The following is a 19,383-nucleotide window of genomic DNA, read 5'->3' on the forward strand; positions in this document are numbered from 1 at the left end:
CATGGGAGGGGTTGTAACAGTGCCGATTATATCTTCAATTGAACCTGCAGTCGACTGTATTATTGATACAGTAGAGAGTTTCTTTGATCGTCTGTTTGAAATAACAATTGATGTGGCATCAACTGTTGATGTTTGGTTAAATGATGTTGTCGCCTTTACAGTCAGCACCTATGAGACCTTTGTATCATGGTTCTTCGACCGCGCGACAACAGTCGTTGAAACCGGCGAAAACATCATCAGGATAGTCGTGGCAAACGCGGCGGGATCGACGGAAAGGATCATCCATGCTGTAATCACGGAGACTCCCGTTACATCCGCACCCGAGATCACGAGCACGATTCCGCTGGAGCAGAGCATCTCGAACGTCCCCGGAGGATCGAATACAAGAACCTTCGGAGCGACCGTCGATCAGTCGACGACGGTAATATTCTCGGTTGAAGGACAGGAAAAACGCAGATTTAATGCCGTGACCAATGCCGCGTGGGAATGCGATTTCTCCGAATATTCCGCCGGCACCCATAGCGTGGTCGTAACTGCGTCTAACTCAAACGGGAGCGATTCGTTCACGTGGTCATGGGAGATTCTGGAACAGCCCGTGATAACCTTTGTAACTCCTTCTGCGGATAGCGTGAGCAATTATGATGCCGAAGGCAAGAGGGTCTTCCAGGCAAGCGTCAACATCCCCTGTTTACTGGAACTTTATCTGAACGACAGATTGTTGGAGAAGTCATCGTCCGAAGATACGGCGATCTCGCATGAATTCGGTACCGTGCCCCTTGGTAGCCACACCATCAAGGTTGTCGCAAAAAAGGACGGGACCACCGTTGAAGATTTCTGGGACTGGAATGTTACGGAATATCCCCCTCTTGGGACGCAAAAGGTAGTTCTCTGCAAGACTTTCACGAAGGCAACCTCCCGAACACACACCGATCACTATCTTGTCGTAACACACGCTACTCTGATGACATACCTTAGCGAAGAATTACGTTCTGAAAAGTGTCAACTGCCGGACGGTAGCTGGATCTATCTCTTCCATCTTGCAGTTAGAGGATCCATCACGGATGATGAAGGAGGAGAACCGCCGATAGTACGCAGCGCGGTTGCTTCTCACTATGATGACAGGATGTATCTAAGCGATTTCGACATAGTTCAAATTGACATTGAGGAGACAGAAAATAAAGACAAACAGGTATTATTTTCAGCTTTTGATCCTTTATGTTACGGCATCTTCCCATTAAAAGATGGTGAGATACGGAATATTAGTGACAATACGGTTGCCTACGATCTCGTGTGTAGCGTCCTTGGAATATTGCCGATCCCCGGCTGTCAGCTGATAAGTGCTGCATTTGTGTTTTCACGGTTATGTGGATTATGTCTTGCGGATACTACGCGGATCGAGCGAATTTATGAAAGTTTTGCCTATGAGGAGCATGAGGACGTTCGGGAGACTTCCGGCGTTATCTTTGGCCCCTGCGATGTAACGAACTATATTCGATGGATTGTATGGGTTAATAAGGATCAAACAATTCGCTTTAACCTGAATGTGAAGTTATTTGAGAACGCTGATGATTTCATGGAATTAAATGAGGAGATCAGCATCGATTCTTCGCAGGATCCAATTGCACTTTGACACGATCGGGAGGGGCAGGATATGATTAAAAAAATACTTTTACTGCTGCTATTATTAGCCGTTTGTTTAAGCTTTTTAAACCAGTATGGGTTTACACCTGATTATTCTGCTTGCTCGATGACGAAGGTTTGCGAACAACTCCCGACTTACAATATCGGCGATCTCAAGGATACAAAAGTGCTGTACTTGTCCGGCAATTCCCACATCACCGTACTCGATTATTATAGCAACCAGGAAGTATCAATTCATTGTAGAGGGGTTTTACTTTCATTTCCCGTGATGGATAATACCGGGACGAAGGTTGCGTATAGATCGTACTCCGATCCCAATCTATGGGTTTACAGCACAGAAACCGGTGGAGCCGTACAGATACCACTTGGTTATACCGGCAGTCGGTGGGAGTGGGATCTTCATAACATTCCACGTTTCAGCCCGGACGGGGAGCAGCTCGCTTATCTCCAGAGTAACTCATCTGAGAATTATTCACTCTCCGTTGCAGATGCCGGCGGAAGTTGGAAAAAGGACCTGATGACCGGCATTGCCAATCTCTCGTACTACGACTGGAACCCCGACAACAGAAGAATCGCAATACTGGCCAAAGCAGGAGGCAACGAGAGAGCTTCGATCTATATCGTCGATTCTGCAGATTCGGATATCACCAAAATAAAAGAGAATGTTGAAACAAAGCATAGCATCCTGGATGGATTGTGCCAGTGGAGCCCTGCGGGTCTGGATGGATTATGCCAGTGGAACCCTGCGGGTACGAACATAGCCTATATGTCAGCCGGGAATATCTTCACCATTACTGCCGATGGGAGTCATGAACATCAGCTGACTGATGATGGAAACACATTTCTCCTCAAATGGAGCCCAACCGGGGATAAAATTGCTTACCTGACCCGTGACGGGCTCGGTCAGGGATATGAAACCGGACAGGTGAAAAAGGGAGAATACAGCAGACTGCACCTGATCAACCCTGATGGAACGGGCCACGAGGAGATCTTTGCAGAGTACACCGAAGGTTTTCTCAACGTGCTTCCGTTCACCTGGACTGAAGATGGGAAAGGGATAGTCCTCTTCAACCATGAAGGTGGGCACCTGATGGACCTGGAAAAAGCGGCAGGCTATGACCCGGCTTTAATTGCACTTTTCGCCCTCTGTGTCGCAATCGTGATGTGCGCAGTATCGATCGTCCTTGAATACTATTGGAGGGTGTGATGTGGCTGGCGGTCGATCACCTTACGTTGAGCATATCCCAAAACTCTCTTGGGCTGTCCATCTCCTCGAACCGAAGCGCTTCCTTCCAGAAATTCTGAACCCTATCCTCCACCGGGGGATTGGCTGCCCCCCGGATCCCCCGCCGATGAAGATTGGCGGGGGATCGCATCCCGCCTTCACGATCATCGCTTTGCCTTCCCGACCCAATCGCAATCCCGGGGGTCCGGGGGCAGAGCCCCCGGCGCAGTGGGGTGGGAAGGCGTGAATGCATGGATGCGCAACGAAAAGAGGAGGATATTTTCTCCACATCCATCGCTCTCTTCTGAGAGGGGGAGGACTGAAGAGTTTTGGGATGACCTCGTTGTTAATCAATTCAGGTGGGTGGTGTGGGTACAACCTGAATGTTGTGTGAAATTTAACGTCACGATGAAATTAGTAGAAACGTACGTTGAGGGGGAGAGTCTTGAAACAAGTAAAGATATCCAGATAACAGCCGGGGAGAATCCTGTTGTACTTTGATAAAATTGTGGGAGGGTATGATTATGAAAGAAGAAACTGATGCTACATCAAAAGGATTCGCCGCACCGGGAAATAGAGGGTCGCCTGATTACCTGCACCTGATCTACCTCTTCTACCGGCACCCGTCGCAGGCGTTCGAGATTGTAAACAGCGGAAAAAAAGTGCATGGTGTTGTGTTCTTCGCTGTATTTGTCTAGCGGTTGTTGTCCACTATCTTCTGTTTGAACCCGAGATGCTTTTCATTACGAATGTTTTAAATGGAATTTTTTGATTCGTATGGCCGCCAAGAGCCGTAATCGTTGCAGGTATCCGGAATCCAGTGCGGAGAACAAAACCCCGATGCCCGGGGATCGACATGCGAATAGACCTCACGGTTCGCCATACGACAGCCGATAATAGGAGAAATCGAAGCTTCAAACGACCCGGTAATCCTATGAGAGAAAAAAAGCAATCGCTGCAATAGCCCTGATAGTTCTTGCGTCTGCCCTCGCATATCCCTTTGGTGTGGATGTGATCGCCGGTGAAAAATTCGCGACCGAACCTATCCAGCCGGTGGAGAACGAACATTGTCGGGTTATTGACCTTTCGGGCGATCGGATGCTCTATCAAACCGGGAACAATATCTATCTCTCCGATCTTAGCGGCCTGAATTGTGAGAAAGTCTACTATTCCGTCTCGTTCTATCCTGTATTAAATAATGAAGGGGATAAATTTGCGGCGTTTGAAAGTGTATCGTCAAAGTTGAGAATCTACGGCATGGCATCGGAGCCCCACAAATACGTCGTCGCGGACGAGATGCTGAACGACTCGAAGATTCGGTATCTCTCCTGGAGTCCGGACAGCACGCAGCTTGCATTGGTGCTCTCCAACAGGTCGGTGCCGTATGCCCTTTTCATCTATGATCTCGAAACCAGTGAATCCATACACATTTTCAATTCGTCTGAAAAGATTTATGAGCCATCATGGGATCCCGATGGGAAATAAATCTCATTTATGGCTCCAGATGGCCGCCAGAGCCCCACAAACGGCCTTTATATTGCGAACCTGCATGACTCCACCGTATCCATTGCGGTCACTGATGCCGGGGATGCGAGGAGGGATTGGCCCGAACGATCAGACTGGAATCCCTCCGGCGACAGGATTGCCTGCTCATCATTCGGGGATATTATCCTCTGCGATCCGGACGGTGGAAACCCATTCAGGATCGCGTGCTGCGAGAATGGCAGGTGCAGTCATCTTGAATGGAGTCCGGACGGAAGAGACATCCTTTACGATTTCATATCGTCTGAAAGCCCACGATTAGCCCATGTCGGGATACTCCATGCGAGTGATGGAGCGCTCGATGAAATTTTTGCTGCCTCCTTCCAGAACAGTTACCTGCTGTCCTGGGCGGGTGAGGGTACCAGGGTCGCATACCTCATAGAAAATAGAGGCTATGACAATGGATTCGTTGTCGACCTCGAGAGGCCATCGAGAAGCAGGCCTTCGATCATGATCTCGTATATCCTGTTCTTCGTCCTGCCGGCAGGCTGTATTGCCTGGTGGCATATGAGGTCTGAAAACGATCAGGAGACCGCAAAAGAGGAGGTGAGATGAGGGCCCGCGCCCTCAGATCCGCTCTTCGATATCCCCTTCGAGATCCAGGTAGGCGCTCCGCATCTTCGCCATCTCCTCCTCGGTCGCGTCCCAGTAGCCCCGGCTCTCGGCCTCGAAGAGCCGTTCCATCAGGCCGGCGGTGGCATACCGGTTGTTTTCCTCGAGCCGCTTTCGCATCTCCTCGTCGAAGACGAAACGTTCGGCGATGGAGGACCAGACCCAGTTGTCGACGGCGTTCGTGGTGGCGGCGAGGCCGAGGGTGTTGTAGACCCGCTCCTCGATCACCTGCGCCCCGTGGAAGTCGTGCTCGAGCATGGCGTCGATCCACTTCGGGTTGAGGAGACGCGTCCTCGTCGCCCGCCTGATCACGTCGCCGATCCCCTCGGTCTGGATCACCTCCTTCGTGGTGTCCGAGATCATCATCATCGGTTCCCGGCCCGACTCCGACCTGACGGCCCGGTTGAGCCCGCCGAAGAACTCGAAGTAGTGGTCGAGGTCGGTGACCTCGTAGTCGTGGGAGTCGCGGACCTGCGAGACCATCTCGACCCTGGAGAGGTTGGAGCGGTAGGCGTCGTCGGCCCGCACCCCGTGCATGTTCTCGATATAGAGGTGGTTCATGGAGTCGATGAAGACGTCGGCGAGGTCCTGCTCCTCCTTCCAGATCGAGTCCTCGGTGAGCTGGAGGAGGCGGGTGCCGTACTCCCCGGCACGCGGCCCGTAGATCCTGGCGCAGGCGATCCGCCTCGCCGTCGTCGGGTCGGTCGTCCCCGAGGCGGTCAACTTCTCCAGGTTCTCGCGCGAGTGCTTCTTCACGAAGTTCATCTCCTCGGGCTCGTCCAGGTCCGAGACGAGGGCGAAGGCCCTGGAGAGGAGGGCGATGAGGTTGGGGAACATATCGCGGAAGAACCCGCAGATGGTGAGGAGACAGTCGATGCGGGGACGGCCCAGGTCTTGGAGGGGGACCACCTCGAGCTGCGGGTGCCATGCCCCGGCGGTGCGGACGACCCGCACCCCGAGATACTCCAGCACCTGCCCGATGCTCTCCCCGCCGGTCTTCGTGGTCTCGAACCCCCAGAGGACGATCCCGACGCTTTCGGGGTATTTCCCGCCCTCCGCACGGTAGGCGTCCAGGGTGTTGGCGGCGATCTCGGCCCCCCGCTCGGCCGCCGTCCGGGTCGGGATCTTCGTCGGGTCGAACTGGTTCATGTTCGTCCCGGTCGGCAGGACGTCCGGGGTGCGGACGACGTCGCCGCCGAGACGGGGCTCGATGTACCGGGTGGAGAGCCCGCGCAGGCAACTCGTGATCTCGTTGCCGTTGTCGGCATAGTTTTCGGCGAGTGCCAGCCCGAAGGCGAGCGTCCGTTCGAGTTCCTCGCGCAGGGGGCCGGTAAGCCCGCTCGTCTCGCCCGCGGCGGCGACCGAGTCGCGGATGCACCGTTCCACGATCGGCCTGCAGGCCCGGTCCACCCTGTCGAGGGCGGCGGCATAGGTCTCGCGGTCGCGGAGCGCCGCGTCGTAGTCCAGGCCGCCGGCGTCGGCGAGGATCCGGTTGAGGGAGCGCATCCCGTCGCGGTCGTACCGCAGCACGAACTCGACGAACGAGATGAGTTCGTCCATCCCGTAGACCTCGCCGAGGGTGTGGAGCCCCTGCGGGATGATGCTCCGCTTCATCTCGTAGAGTTCGACGTGCATCTCCGGGATGCTCGTCGCCGTCATGTGCAGGTCTTCGGCGAGGGTGCGGATCTTCTCCTCGACGCGCTCTGCCCGCAACGCCTGCTCGCGGGCCGTCGCCTCCTCGTACTCGTCGATGAGTTCTTCCAGTTCTGCGTAGCGCTCGTAGAGGTCGGAGGTCGAGTACGGCGGCGAGTTGTAGCTGACCATCGTCCCGTAGAGGCGGCGTTTGGCGATCGTCGACTCCGAGGTGTTGAGGATGTGGTAGATGTAAAGGTGGGGCATCTCCCCGATGAGGATGTCGGGGAAGCACCGGCCGCTCATCCCGATCTCCTTGCCCTTCATGAACTCGGCGAGGCCGTGGGTGCCGACGTGGAAGACGAGGTCGGCCTTCCAGACCTCCCTGAGCCAGTAGTAGTAGGCGATGTACTGGTGGTGCGGGGGCTTGGTCTTGTCGTGGGTCGCCTTCGCAAGGTCGCTCTCGTCGAGAGGGGGGCGTGCGGGCTGGATGCCCACGAAGACGTTCCCGAACTCAAGGCCCGGGACGAGGAGGGCGTTGCCCGCGGTCATCACCCGGCCCGGCGGCGGGCCCCACGCCTCGACGACGTCGGCCTGCACCTCGGCCGGGAACCCGGAGAAGTAGTCCTGGTACTCCGGGGCGGGGAGGCCGGCGTTGTGTGCCAGGGTCTCGGCGGTCCCGTGCCATTTCCCTGAGTTGACGACGCAGTTCTTCTCGAAGAGTTCGTGCAGGGGCTCGTCGGGCACCTCCAGGGTGTAGCCCTCCTCGCGGAGGTGCTCCATGAGTCTCTTCACGCTGACGAAGACGTCGAGGTAGGCGGCCCCGCCGATGTTCCCCTCGCCGGGTGGGTAGTCGTAGACCAGGACCGCCACCCGCTTCTCGGCGTTCGGCGTCCTCTTCAGCCTGAGCCAGTTCTTCAGCCGCCCGCAGATCCGGTCGATCCGGTCGGGGATCGGGGCGACCTCCTTCACCTCGCAGCCGTCGATCTCGGTCGTCTGTAGGGCGCAGCAGGGGATGGGCTCGATGCATCCGTCGAGTTCGGGCCAGATCACCGCCATGATCGTCATCACCGGCGAGAGCCCCGCCGTATCCTCTTCCCAGGCCTCGATCTCCTGGGAGAACATGGAGGCCGGGGCGAAGACCGGGACGTCCAGGCTCTTGAGGAGCCGGAGCGTCTCGTCGGGATCGCCGCCCAGCGGGCCGCCGTTGATCCTGAACCACATCAGGTTGATGACGGCGTCGACGGCCGCCCGTCCCTCCTCGAAGAAGTAGGTCCTGATCGCCTCCAGGTTCTCCGCACCGCTCGTGTAGACCGGGACGAAGGTGAACTCCGGGCATGCCCTGATGAAGGCCTCGATCTGGGGGATGTTCTGGTCCAGGTGCATCCCGCCGTGGAAGATGATCCCGACGGCCGGGCGGTCCGGGGTGTGGCCGCAGGCGGCGAGGTAGTCGGGCTTCGCGGTGAAGTAGCCGAGTTCGGGGTGAAAGATCCCGAAGTCCGGGTACTCGACCGGGTCGGCGGCGTCAGGGAGGTCGGGGAGGCCGAGGTAGTTTTTGAGCAGGAAGAGGAAGAGGTTGTAATAGTTCTCCTCGCCGCCGTGGCGCCAGTATTTCGTCGCCCTGACATAGGCGGCGGCGTCGCGGAGCGCCGGGATCTTTGAGTTCCTCCCCGCGGACTCGACGGAGTTCTGGATGTTTCTCACGTTCTCGTTGAGTTTTTTCCGGTCGGCCTCGGAGACGAGGTCTCCCCCGCGCCTGCGTCCCTCGCCGCCGCTCCGCTCTTCGAAGCGTTTCATGAACTCCCGGCCCGAGAAGGCGCCCAGCCGGGTGATCTCCATCATCCTGCCGATCGGGGCCATCATGTTGACGACGGTCTGCGTCCCGCCCGCGAGGACGGCGTACGCGATCTCGTCGGCCCGGCCCTGGCCGCGGATGTCGAGGAGGACGGCGTCGGCCGATGCGAGGTCGTCGCGGAGTTGTTCTTCGTCGCACTCCTCGTTGTTGATCTGGTGGGGATAGTAGATCCGCAGCTCGACGGCGGTGCCGAAGGTCTCGTTCAGCCGCCGCACCGCGTCGTAAAACCGTCTCGAGGAGACCGTGGAAATGGCGGTGATCTTCATCCCGGCCGCCTCCTGTCGGGGGGTCTGTTCATGAGGTCTTTCACAGAAAGAGATGGGGGACCAACATAATAAATATGATTCGTTTTTTCTGAGAAAGTCAACATATTTTATACATAAGTATGAAATGGCCGGGCAGCCCCTCCGGAGCGAGGCCGAAATGCCCGGCACGACGAAAAATGGAAGGTGTATCCTCCTGGATTCCTGCAACAGAACGATCTACGCCCGGACCGGCACCTCCACCTTTGCGATCATCTTCCCGTCCAGGGTCACCATTTCAAGGAAGAAGGACGACCCGATGTATTTGGAGTTGTTGATGCCGTAGTTGATGTATGGGGCACGAGGGCTGGGTTTGTAGCCCAGGTCAGGCGTCAGTTTCTCGGTCGAACAGTTCTCGACGCTGATGTATGCGATATCGCCGGGTCCGAACCTGGAGATCTGCCTGCCGCCACTGTCCCTGTACCACATCTCTCCCTGGCCGTTCTCGATGAGGAAGGGATCGATCTCGTCCACATAGGTCTGCTCTTCGATGCTCCCGTAGTTGGACGACGGGTGGAGGAGCAGTTTGAACTCGCCGATGCCGAGCGTGTCGCCGCCCTCGTGGTAGAGAGTCAACCCTTCGGACTGGGCGTATTTGGCGTTCAGTGTCACCTGCGGTGTCTTCGACTGCGTCTCGGCCATCCCACCGGCGAAGGCGCTGACCACCGCGGCGATGATCACGGTCACCACCAGCATCAGCATCACGCCCACGACCGGCGAGACCGCGCTCTCATCCTTTGCCATCATCATCACATCCCCCTCACTTTCACTTCTTCGTTGTAGATCACTTTCCCGGACGGAGTGTGGACCAGGCGTACGTTCACCACGTCCCCTTCCCTGAGGTTGTTCCAGTTCTTCCCGAGCACGGCCTGGATGAAGTCGATGTCGGTGCTGTTGTCATAGCCGAAGCCGTCTTTGTACTCGTACGTGGGTCTGGTCACGCCGTATCCCCCGAAGTCCTCGCCTGATCCGGGCCCCCATGCCCCCGTGGGGTAGGCGCGCATCAGGGTGCCGGCCGTCAGGGTGTAGTTCCCGAAGTACTGTCCGGGATTTTTCACGTTGTTGAGGCCGAAGGACTCCACGCCGCTGCCGGTGGCGAAGGGCGAGGTGAAGTTGTAGCTGCCGTAATTGACGTTCGGGATGTTCGGCAGGACGGTGACCGAATTTCTCTCGCCGTTCTTTGCCACCCAGTCGGTGACGATCTTGAGGTCGCCGGTGGCTATCGGTTCGCTGACCGAGATGACCCGCATCGTGATCCCGCTCCCGTAATAATAGCCGGTGTTCACGATCTCGGTCGTCATCGTAATGGTGGGGGTCTTCTTCTGGCTCGAGGCGAGGTCGCCTGCAAACCCGCTCACGACCGCGGCGATGATGAGCGTGACGACCAGCATCAGCATCACGCCCACGACCGGGGAGACCGCCTCTTCACGGCACTCTGGTGTAAATCTCATGCGCACTCTCCTCTCCGATGGCTTTGAGTATTATGGATGAAAACCATGGTATGATCTGGTAGCATAAAATGTAATATAAAACTTATTAATTTGTATCAACAAATACATAATTTAATCATAAATCACACGGCTTTCCGGTTCCATCGGATCCATGCCCGCCGGCGGGCCGGGGTGCCGCAGGGGCGGAGGAGAGAGAAGGGATCCGGTTTCAGCAAAAGGATCACAAAAGGTGTGATATTTATAGTATTTTGTAAAATCTATGCCCGACACGGAGGAAAGCATGGGAGCAGACAGCGTTCACGTTCAGGCCCAGTATATGGGCGAAGATAGACGATCCGGGCATGACCCGGCCGTCTCGAAACGGTTTACGACGACCGACATCATCGTCATCTCGATGTTCGGGGCGCTCGGCATCATGGTGGGGATGCTCGGCAATATTCTCCACGGTGCCTCGATGATCGTGCCCTTTTTCGGGCCCTTTATCCTCCATACCCTCCTGCCCGGGATCGTGCTCTTCGCCTGCATCGCCACCGTGCGCAAGGTCGGCACCGCGACCCTCCTCTGCCTGATCACCGCCCTCGTCGCGATGCCGCTCGCCGGCGCTCCCCTCTTCATCCTCTCCTACATCGCATACGGCCTCGTCCTGGACGGGGCGACGCTCGTCCTCGGCCGGAGGATCTGGACGCGCCCGGGCATGGTCTTTGCCGCGGTCCTCTGGGGCGCCGTCGGGCTGTACATGCTCTACTATGTCGTGATGCGCCTCCAGGGGATCGAGTTCCCGGTCTGGGTCTTTCTTGCCAGTCTTCCGGTGAACATCGCGTTTGCGGTCCCGGCCGCCCTGTACGGGCTCACGCTCGGAAACCGCGCGCAGGCCGCGCTCGTGGGGTGATCCTATCTTCGAGTATGCTGCACGCGATACCCCGGTCCACCGCCTCGACCCCAGGACGAAGATCCTCTGGCTGACGACGGTGACCGTCCTTGCGGTCGTCCTGCACGATCCCGTCCTGCTCGTCTGCCTCTTTGGCGTCTCGCTCGTCCCGTTTGTCGCGGCCCGGCCCTCCGGCGGGGTGGGGGCAAAGGTGGCGGCCTTCTATCTCTTCGTCGCCGTCGGCACCACCCTCTCCCAGGGTTTCTTCTCGACCCAGACCGGAGGCGCCGAGCCCCTCTTCTGGCTGATCGCCCCGGACGCTCCCTATCTCGGGGCCTTCACCGGGGGCGTCGCCTTCACCCTGGCGGGTGCGGCGTACGGTTTTGTCCAGGCCTTTCGCGTCCTTGCGATCCTGAACGCCTCGCTCACCCTCGTCCTGACCACGCCCCTCAACCGGGTGGTCCTCGGCCTCTCGAAGCTCGGCCTCCCCCCGCTCCTCGCCTTCATGGTCACGACGGCGGTGAGGTTCGTCCCGACGGTCTTTGAGGAGTGGAAGATGATCCTGACGGCGCAGCGGGCGCGGGGGATCCCGCTCACCGGCCGGCGGATGATCGAGTACTCCCTCTCCCCCCTGGTCCTCGCCTCGATCCGGCGGTGCAACCAGCTCGCCCTTGCCGCCGAGTCGCGCGCCTTCGGGGCCGGCGTCGGGCGGAGCGCCTATGTAGAGATCGCCTTCGGGCCGGCCGACCGTTCCTGCATGGTCGCCATCGCGGTCGTTGCAGTGCTGCTGCTCGGCGCGGCACTGGCGGGGGTGTGAGTGCCATGATCGAGATCGACCGGTTCTCCTTCACCTACCGGAACGCCCTGCGCCCCTCCCTGCAGGAGGTCGACCTCGCGATCGAGGACGGCGAGTTCGTCCTCCTCGCCGGGCCGTCGGGATGCGGGAAGTCCACCCTCTGCCTCGGCCTCAACGGCATCGTCCCCCACCTCGTCGACGGGGAGATGACAGGGTCGGTGAGGATCGACGGGAAGGAGACGCGGAATTTTCCGGTCCACGAACTCGCCGCCGACGTGGGACTGGTCTTCCAGAACCCGGACAATCAACTCTTCTCCCTGACGGTGGAGGAGGACGTCGCCTTCGGCCTCGAGAACCAGAGCGTCCCGCCGGGCGAGATGGCGCGAAGGGTCGATGCCGCCCTCTCCCTGACCGGGATGGAGGCGTGCCGGGGACGTGAGGTCGCCTGCCTCTCCGGCGGGCAGAAGCAGCGGACGGCGATCGCCGGGGTCCTGGCGATGAACCCCCGCACCCTCGTCTTCGACGAACCGACCGCCGACCTCGATCCGGAGGGTGCCGCCGGGGTGCTCGCGACGATCCGGGCCCTGAACAAGGACGAAGGGAGGACCGTCGTCGTCGTCGAGCACCGGGTGCGGGAGGTGCTGCCCCATGCCGACCGGGTGGTCTGCATGAAAGACGGGCGGGTGACGCGGGACGTCGACGCCTCGTCGGTCACCCCCCAGGACCTCGGGTGGGGCTACCGGCCGCGGCGCCGGCACCCGCCCCCGCCGGTGCGCCGGGAGGCGGTCAGGTTCTCGGGCGTCCACTACCGCTATCCCGACGGCACCGGCGCCCTGCGGGGGGTCGACCTGACCGTCGGCGCGGGGGAGTTCGTCGCGGTCGTCGGGGAGAACGGGTCGGGAAAGTCCACGCTTGCGATGCACATCAACGGGCTGCTGCGGGCGTCCGCGGGGAGCGTGGCCGTCCTCGGGAGGGACGTCGGGGCGATGAAGCCGCGCGAGGTCGCGCCCGGCGTCGGGTTCCTCTTCCAGAACCCGAACCACCAGATCTTCTCTGACTGCGTCTCGCGGGAGGTCGCCCTCGGGCTGGAGGGGCGGCGGTATTCGCCGGACGAACGGGACCACCGGGTGCGCGAGGCCCTCGCGGCCGGTGACCTGACCGACTTCGAGGACCGCGACCCCAACACCCTCAGCCGCGGCGAGCGCCAGCGCCTCGCGGCCGCCTCGGTCCTCGCGACCGACCCGGCGGTCTATGTCCTCGACGAACCGACCACCGGGCAGGACCACGAGCATATCATGCAGATGATGGACTTCATCGAGGGCCTCAACCGGGAGGGGAGGACGGTCGTCCTGATCACCCACGACCACGACCTCGCCCGTGCCTACGCCGACCGTATCGTCGTGATGGAGGGGGGAAGGGTGGCCGACGAGGTCGTGCCCTGAGGCCGGATGCGAAATGATTAATATGGGAGCAAATATAGGAAAAATTGTGAACTCAATGGCGAAAAGATACAATTTATTCATAATTTCTATGATTTTTGTAATCATCCTGGCGCTGCCGGCGATCGCCGGGTGCATCACCGTCTCCAAGAGCGCGGAGACCGGGGCGGTCGAGACGCCGTCCGGGGACCTGCAGACATCGCCGCTCCCGGACCCCCCGCTCCGGAGCGCGGTCGCCCTGGGGGAGACAAAAAGCACCGTCCGACCGGCCGAACCGATTGCGGCCGGGGAGGGCGAGAGGTTCGCGCTGCGCCCTCTGCCGGTGCCGGAAACCAACGGCTCCGGGGTGCTCGGCACCCTCTTTCACGAGAGAAAATCCATCTACAATCAGACCTCGTACGCCTACGCCGTCGAGGTGGCCGCGCCCCCCTGCGTGATCGCCTTCAACGTAACCCCCCGGTCCGACGATCCGAGAGAGAGTTACTTCGTTGTCAGCGTGAGGGACGGTACCGGTCAGGAACGGGTGAAGGAGGGGTACGGCCGGATCTATTCAGGCAACCGGGAGCAGGAGATCGTCATATACGGGGCCGGTGCCTACCACCTCAATATCGAAGGGAGGCGGATCGCCGTCGACTTCAGGATCCTGACCGCCGACGCCCCGCCGGAAGAGACCCCGGCGCCGCCCGACGAGGACGCGTTCGAGTTCTGGGAATACTTCTGAAGCGATATCGTCCGAAACCCTCTTTTTTTTATCTTCGCCCGTGCGGGGGTGTGAAATCCACTCGCACCGCCCTGCAGGCTTCGCATATCAATTCTTTAAGGTATAATATTTCGTAACAAAAATCGCCACACTTATATGCGACATTGTCGCAGAGTAATGCATATGGGTGGCAGATATAGCGGAAGCGGAGTGGCCGACATGTTCAGATCCCTCCGCTCCTCGATCCCGTGGCAGATGGGGAGAGGGTGGCGGAAATCCGACGAAATGCCGGTCGCCTCCGACGACCGGGGCGGGAACGGGTCCGACCTCCCGGCCTTCCCCGAACTCTCGTGCGACAACGGACAGACCTGCATCGACCGCTACTGGCTCAGACCTCCCTACTCGTACGCGGCGATCCTCAGGGACGCCGCCGACGTCCTCACCTACCGCCTCGTCGAACCCCCATTGACCTCCAGGGAACTGATCCTCCTTGAAGAGACGCACGAATATCTCAGGGACACCGTCGTGCTGGACGATCCGAAGACAAAAAGCCGGACAAACCTGCAGCTCTCCGACGTCGCCAGGATCATCCGCCACTTCGACCCGGGCATCGCGGATGAGCGCATCGGCGTCCTGCACTACTACCTCGGGCGCAACTTCCTGGGATACGGCAAGATCGACGGGATGATGCACGACGAACAGATCGAGGACATCAGTTGCAACGGCGACGGCGTCCCGGTCTATGTCTACCACCGCGTCCATTCGAGTCTCCCGACGACGATCCGGTTCACCGGCGACGAACTGAACCTCTTCATCATGAAACTCGCGCAGAAGGCCGACAAACAGATCTCCCTCACCACCCCCCTCGTCGACGCCGCCCTCCCGGACGGCTCGCGCACGCAACTCACCTTCTCCAACGTCGTCTCGACCCGCGGCAGTTCGTTTACGATCCGGAAGTTCAAGAGCGAACCGATGACCCCCCTCGACCTCATCGCATACGACACCTATTCGCCCGAGGTGCTCGCTCTCATCTGGCTTGCGGTCGAGAACCGCAAGAGCATGCTCGTCGTCGGCGGGACGGCCAGCGGCAAGACCTCGACGATGAACGCCGTCTCCTTCTTCATCCCCTCCAACGCGAAGATCGTCTCCCTCGAGGACACCCGGGAGATCCAGCTCCCGCACGAGAACTGGCTCCCCACCCAGACCAGGGAGACGAACATCATCTCGACGAAGGCGGACATCGACCTCTTCTCCCTGCTGCGCTCGGCACTCCGTCAGCGCCCGGAGTACATCATCGTCGGCGAGGTGCGGGGGATGGAGGCGCAGACCCTCTTCCAGGCGATGAACTCCGGCCACACCACCTACTCCACCCTCCACGCCGGCACGATCGAGGAGGCGATCAACCGCCTCACCCACGACCCGATCAATGTCCCGCGGGCGATGTTCGGCGCCCTCGACCTCATCGTGATCCAGTCTCTCCATTACGAGAACGGGATGATCCGTCGACGCTGCGATTCTCTCCACGAGATCTCGGTGACCCCGGCCGGGGAGGTGAAGTGGTCGACGCTGTACGAGTGGGATCCGCGTGCAGGACGGTTCCGGCGGGTTGCATTCGGATCGCAGATCCTCGACGAGATCGCCGCGATGCATGGATGGGACGACGAAGAGGTCGGCCGGCACCTTGCGATGCGCGAGTTGTTCCTCGCCTCCGCCGCGAAGGACAAGTATCAGACGGCCGCCGACCTCCTGGCGGCGATCAGAAACCTGGAGAAGTCCAATGGCGTACCGGTCCCTGCGGCATAAATTCCTCCATCTCCACGAGGCGACCGATCTGCGGCGGACCCTGAGGGCCGCCCACATCCCGATCGCCGCGGACCGGTATTGCACCCTCATGATCGCCGGGACGATCGTATCTCTGCTCTGTTATCTCGGCATCATCGCGTATCTCTCGACGAACCAACTGGAGATCTCGTTTTTTTCGGTCGTCCCTGACGTCGCCTCGAGGGTGTTCCTCTTCCTGCTGATGGTGCCGGGGGTCTTTTTCGCCCTGTACGCCTACCCCTCCATCGTCGCCGCCGGGAGAAAGACCAGGATCGAACTGGACCTCCCCCATGCGATCACCTACATGCAGGCGCTTTCGACCACCCTCACGCTCTACGAGGTGATCAGGAAGGTCGGGGAAGAGTCGAATCTCTTCGGCGAGGTCTCGCGGGAGTTTGGCATGATCGTCAGGGACGTCGAGATCTTCGGCGACGACCTTCACACGGCGATGCGGTCCCTCATCTCGGTCACGCCCTCGGAAAAGTTCGGCGAATTTCTCAACGACCTCATCTCTCTCTCCGATTCCGGCGGGAGCATCTCCACCTTTCTTGCGGCCCGTTCCGACCATTTCAGAGAGAACGCCAGGATGGAGATGGCGATGACCCTCAAGACGATCGAGATCATGGCCGAGGTCTACGTCACCGCCTTCGTGGCCGGGCCGATCGCGTTGATCATCATGCTCGTCTCCCAGGACCTGGCCGGGACCGGCACCCTCACCGACCTCATGCCCCTCCTCTATGTCGGCCTGCCTGGCGGCGCCGCCGTGATGATCGCGCTCCTCTATCTCCTGATCCCCGGCGATTCGCTCACGATCTCCCGCCAGGAGGTAAAGGAGTTCGAATACGCGGCCGAAGCGACCGCACTCGCGGACCCGTCGGCGGACGACACGTTCGCCAGACGTGTCCGGTCGAAGAAAAGTTATCTGCGGGCCCTTGACGTCCTCCGCCACCCTCTCAGGTATTATGTTGCCGATTACACCTATTCGGTCTTCTTCGGCTTCGTTGCGGCCGGGACGAGCGCCTATCTCCTCCTGAACGGCCCGTACGGGGACGTCTTCGAGCCCTACCGGTTCGAGGTCTCGGTCTCGCTCGTCATCATCGCCTTCATGCTCCCGGTGCTCGTCGCCTACGAGGGGCGGCGGTGGTACGTCTCCAGGGTCGAGGCCCAGATCCCGGAGTTCCTCCGCGGGCTCTCCGACATGAAGGACATCGGGATGACGCTCCAGGGCGCGATCCACCGGATCTCGGGGGCGAAGATGGGGGTGCTCACCACCGAACTCCGCGTCGTCTCCTCCGACATCAAGCGCGGCTCCAGCCTCAACACCGCCCTCGTCAGGATGGAAGAGCGGATCGGGCTGGTGTCGGTGAAACGGGTCGTCTCCCTCGTCATGAGGGCGAGCCAGGTCACCGACAACCTCAGGGAGATCCTGATGATCGCGATCGGCGACTTCGAGCATTACCTCAGGATGAAGAAGGAGCGGTTCAACACGGCGTTCACCTATGTGATGATCGTGTACCTCTCCTTCGGGATCTTCCTGTACACGGCATATCAACTCAACGGAGCCTTTATCGTAAGTTTCATCGGGATGGGCGGAGCGAGCCCGGATATCTCAGGCAGCCTGACCGATATGTTCAGGATCTCGATCATCCTCGGGACGATCTCGGGGATCATGGCCGGACAGTTCAGCACGAGCAGCATTCTGGCCGGGTTCAAGCATGTGGTCGTCTTTCTGCTCGCGGCGATCTGGCTCTTTGTATATTTTATCGGAGTATGAGAATGCGAGACAATTCTGAGGGGGTATCGGAGGTCGTCGGCGAGATGCTGATGATCGCCCTTGTCCTGATCCTGGTGGCGGTCTTCGGGTGTTCGGTCTCTTCGTTCATCCCTGACGACCGCGACCCGTCGGTCACCTTTCTGGTCACGAACACGAGCGACAACTTCACCCTCTGGCATAAAGGGGGCGACTGGGTCAGGGTCTCTGAGATCACAGTGACGGTGAGCAACGGGACGGCGATGGAGCGGTTCGATCACACCTCGTTCGACTGCACGCCCGACGCGACGACGGTCGACCTCGGCGGGGCGATCACGGTCCCCCACCGGCCGGCGGGCGGGGAGGAGTTCAGGGTGTTCACGCCGCGGATCGTGCTGATGACCGGGAGGCTCGGGTAAATGGACGACTCGGCGGTTTCCCCGGTGATCGCGGTGATGCTCATCCTCGCCGTGCTGGTGACCTTCGTCTCGGTGGTGCATGTGGTCGTGGTCCCGTCGATGAAGGCGCAGGACGAGATCGAGCACCTCGAGGCTGTCGAGGAGGCGTTCCTGAGGTTCTCCTCCGACCTCGAACTCGCTGCGTCCCTCAAGCAGGACCTCAGGCTGAGCGAGCGGGTCCGGCTCGGCGGCGGGAGCATCGTCATCAATCCGGCCAGGTCGTCGGGGACGCTGCGGGTCGGGCAGGAGCCGGCGTGGCTGATGAATGTCACGCTCTCGAACGCGACTGCGTCGACGACGGTCACGTCGATGCTCGTCACCTGCTCGTACACGCCGTCCGGGAATTACTGGCAGGACCAGGGCTACCGGTGGCGGTACGGGTATGTGAACATCTCGAAGGCGGGCCTCGAGACGCCCCTGGAGTTTGCCACGATGGCCGAGGTCGCGGAGCATGTGAACGGCTCGGGGTTCGGGGCGACCCTCTTCGACCTCGACGCCCGCGTCCACTCCTTCCCGGTGTACAATGAGACCGGCGCCGTGACCGGTTCTACGACGAACTGCACCGCGGTCGAGATCGAGGTCGTGAACTTCACCGCAGGCGAGCGCCACTTTGCCAGCGGGAACGGTTTCGGGACCCTCGCTCTGGACTGCACCGTCTCGGAGGTCGAGACGGTGGAAGAGCCGGATGTGATCACAATCCGGGTGAACCGCGACCTGCCGGTGCCCCTCACCGCCATGCTCCTGGAGAAGTGCAACGCGACGGCCTCCGCACTCGCCGGGAGATGCGGGAATCTCGGCAACCTGACGGTCACGGCAGGCCCGGACTGCGACGAGGTCTCGGTCGAGATCGACCGGACGGCGACGCCGGTGGAGGTGGGGGTCAGGGTGGCCGGGGTCACGGTCATGGCGTACTGATCCACGGTGCCGTCCGGTCGGCGCCCGAGAGATCTGCATAAAAAATAACGAAAAAAAGGGCTTTGTAGAAATGCTCTTGATGGTTATCTCTGCGGGGGGCTGGCCGCCCCCCGGTCCCCCCGCATCACGATAGGGAGGTGGACTGCACCTCCCTCTCTGCGGTCATCTCTCCGCCTTCCTACCCCTATCGCAATCCCGGGGGTCCGGGGGCGGAGCCCCCGGCGTGAGTACGAAGGAAGGCGATGGATTCAGTTCATAGGGGGTTGAGGTGATGAAAAAAGGATGGTTTACCATGAAAATGATCCTGACGATCCTCTCTTCAGGTTTGCATGAGAGTTTGAACTCGTCATATCACATTGAAGCCGATACGCAGAGG

The 19,383-nt window shown here is 59.9% G+C and carries 17 protein-coding genes; 14 read left to right on the forward strand and 3 right to left on the reverse strand.

Annotation, left to right across the window (positions count from 1 at the left end):
* The first annotated feature begins 1 nt into the window (after position 1).
* The 6 genes from E2N92_RS12470 to E2N92_RS12495 all read left to right on the forward strand — a co-directional run bounded on the left by E2N92_RS12470 (position 2) and on the right by E2N92_RS12495 (position 4,963).
* A complete protein-coding gene (locus E2N92_RS12470; protein WP_220681472.1) occupies positions 2–1,630 on the forward strand; it encodes a hypothetical protein in 1,629 nt (542 codons plus the stop codon).
* A 21-nt stretch (positions 1,631–1,651) separates the two neighbouring features.
* The gene (locus tag E2N92_RS12475) at positions 1,652–2,848 is read left to right on the forward strand and encodes a TolB family protein (protein WP_220681473.1); all 1,197 of its coding nucleotides are present in this window, start codon (positions 1,652–1,654) and stop codon (positions 2,846–2,848) included.
* Between the two features lie 261 nt (positions 2,849–3,109).
* The gene (locus tag E2N92_RS12480; RefSeq protein ID WP_220681474.1) at positions 3,110–3,367 is read left to right on the forward strand and encodes a hypothetical protein; all 258 of its coding nucleotides are present in this window, start codon (positions 3,110–3,112) and stop codon (positions 3,365–3,367) included.
* Between the two features lie 23 nt (positions 3,368–3,390).
* On the forward strand, positions 3,391–3,564 hold the full coding sequence (locus E2N92_RS12485; protein ID WP_220681475.1) for a hypothetical protein: 174 nt from the start codon (positions 3,391–3,393) through the stop codon (positions 3,562–3,564).
* 307 nt (positions 3,565–3,871) lie between these two features.
* Positions 3,872–4,351 carry a hypothetical protein gene (locus tag E2N92_RS12490; protein ID WP_220681476.1) on the forward strand — a complete coding sequence of 160 codons (480 nt, stop codon included), beginning with the start codon at positions 3,872–3,874 and terminating at the stop codon, positions 4,349–4,351.
* Positions 4,352–4,360: 9 nt separating this feature from the next.
* Positions 4,361–4,963 carry a TolB family protein gene (locus E2N92_RS12495; RefSeq protein WP_220681477.1) on the forward strand — a complete coding sequence of 201 codons (603 nt, stop codon included), beginning with the start codon at positions 4,361–4,363 and terminating at the stop codon, positions 4,961–4,963.
* 12 nt (positions 4,964–4,975) lie between these two features.
* Here E2N92_RS12495 and bchH read toward each other — a convergent pair whose 3' ends face one another.
* The 3 genes from bchH to E2N92_RS12510 all read right to left on the reverse strand — a co-directional run bounded on the left by bchH (position 4,976) and on the right by E2N92_RS12510 (position 10,260).
* Entirely contained in the window at positions 4,976–8,773 is a 3,798-nt protein-coding gene (bchH, locus tag E2N92_RS12500) for a magnesium chelatase subunit H (protein WP_220681478.1), read from the reverse strand.
* A gap of 216 nt (positions 8,774–8,989) precedes the next feature.
* Positions 8,990–9,556: a type IV pilin N-terminal domain-containing protein gene (locus E2N92_RS12505; protein WP_220681479.1), complete on the reverse strand. Its 567-nt coding sequence runs from the start codon at positions 9,554–9,556 to the stop codon at positions 8,990–8,992.
* A 2-nt stretch (positions 9,557–9,558) separates the two neighbouring features.
* Positions 9,559–10,260, reverse strand: coding sequence for a type IV pilin N-terminal domain-containing protein (locus E2N92_RS12510; RefSeq protein WP_220681480.1), 702 nt, complete (start codon positions 10,258–10,260; stop codon positions 9,559–9,561).
* A gap of 280 nt (positions 10,261–10,540) precedes the next feature.
* On the opposite strand from E2N92_RS12510, the gene E2N92_RS12515 reads away from it, so the two are divergent.
* From E2N92_RS12515 to E2N92_RS12550, 8 genes are all read left to right on the forward strand, one after another.
* Positions 10,541–11,149: an MptD family putative ECF transporter S component gene (locus E2N92_RS12515; protein ID WP_220681481.1), complete on the forward strand. Its 609-nt coding sequence runs from the start codon at positions 10,541–10,543 to the stop codon at positions 11,147–11,149.
* On the forward strand, positions 11,082–11,945 hold the full coding sequence (locus tag E2N92_RS12520; RefSeq protein ID WP_220681482.1) for an energy-coupling factor transporter transmembrane component T family protein: 864 nt from the start codon (positions 11,082–11,084) through the stop codon (positions 11,943–11,945). Before E2N92_RS12515 ends, E2N92_RS12520 begins: the two co-directional genes overlap by 68 nt.
* A gap of 5 nt (positions 11,946–11,950) precedes the next feature.
* Entirely contained in the window at positions 11,951–13,366 is a 1,416-nt protein-coding gene (locus E2N92_RS12525; RefSeq protein ID WP_220681483.1) for an ABC transporter ATP-binding protein, read from the forward strand.
* 88 nt (positions 13,367–13,454) lie between these two features.
* Entirely contained in the window at positions 13,455–14,084 is a 630-nt protein-coding gene (locus E2N92_RS12530) for a hypothetical protein (protein ID WP_220681484.1), read from the forward strand.
* A gap of 162 nt (positions 14,085–14,246) precedes the next feature.
* Complete coding sequence (locus E2N92_RS12535; protein WP_246589225.1) at positions 14,247–15,866, forward strand: type II/IV secretion system ATPase subunit; 1,620 nt, start codon at positions 14,247–14,249, stop codon at positions 15,864–15,866.
* The gene (locus E2N92_RS12540; protein ID WP_220681486.1) at positions 15,841–17,658 is read left to right on the forward strand and encodes a type II secretion system F family protein; all 1,818 of its coding nucleotides are present in this window, start codon (positions 15,841–15,843) and stop codon (positions 17,656–17,658) included. The genes E2N92_RS12535 and E2N92_RS12540 overlap by 26 nt, the downstream gene beginning before the upstream one ends.
* A gap of 2 nt (positions 17,659–17,660) precedes the next feature.
* Positions 17,661–18,053 (forward strand): type IV pilin domain-containing protein, encoded by a 393-nt coding sequence (locus E2N92_RS12545; RefSeq protein ID WP_220681487.1) that lies wholly within the window; start codon positions 17,661–17,663, stop codon positions 18,051–18,053.
* Positions 18,054–19,007, forward strand: coding sequence for a hypothetical protein (locus E2N92_RS12550; RefSeq protein ID WP_220681488.1), 954 nt, complete (start codon positions 18,054–18,056; stop codon positions 19,005–19,007).
* Positions 19,008–19,383: the final 376 nt, after the last annotated feature.

The organism is Methanofollis formosanus (genome assembly GCF_019633745.1).
GTDB lineage: Archaea > Halobacteriota > Methanomicrobia > Methanomicrobiales > Methanofollaceae > Methanofollis > Methanofollis formosanus.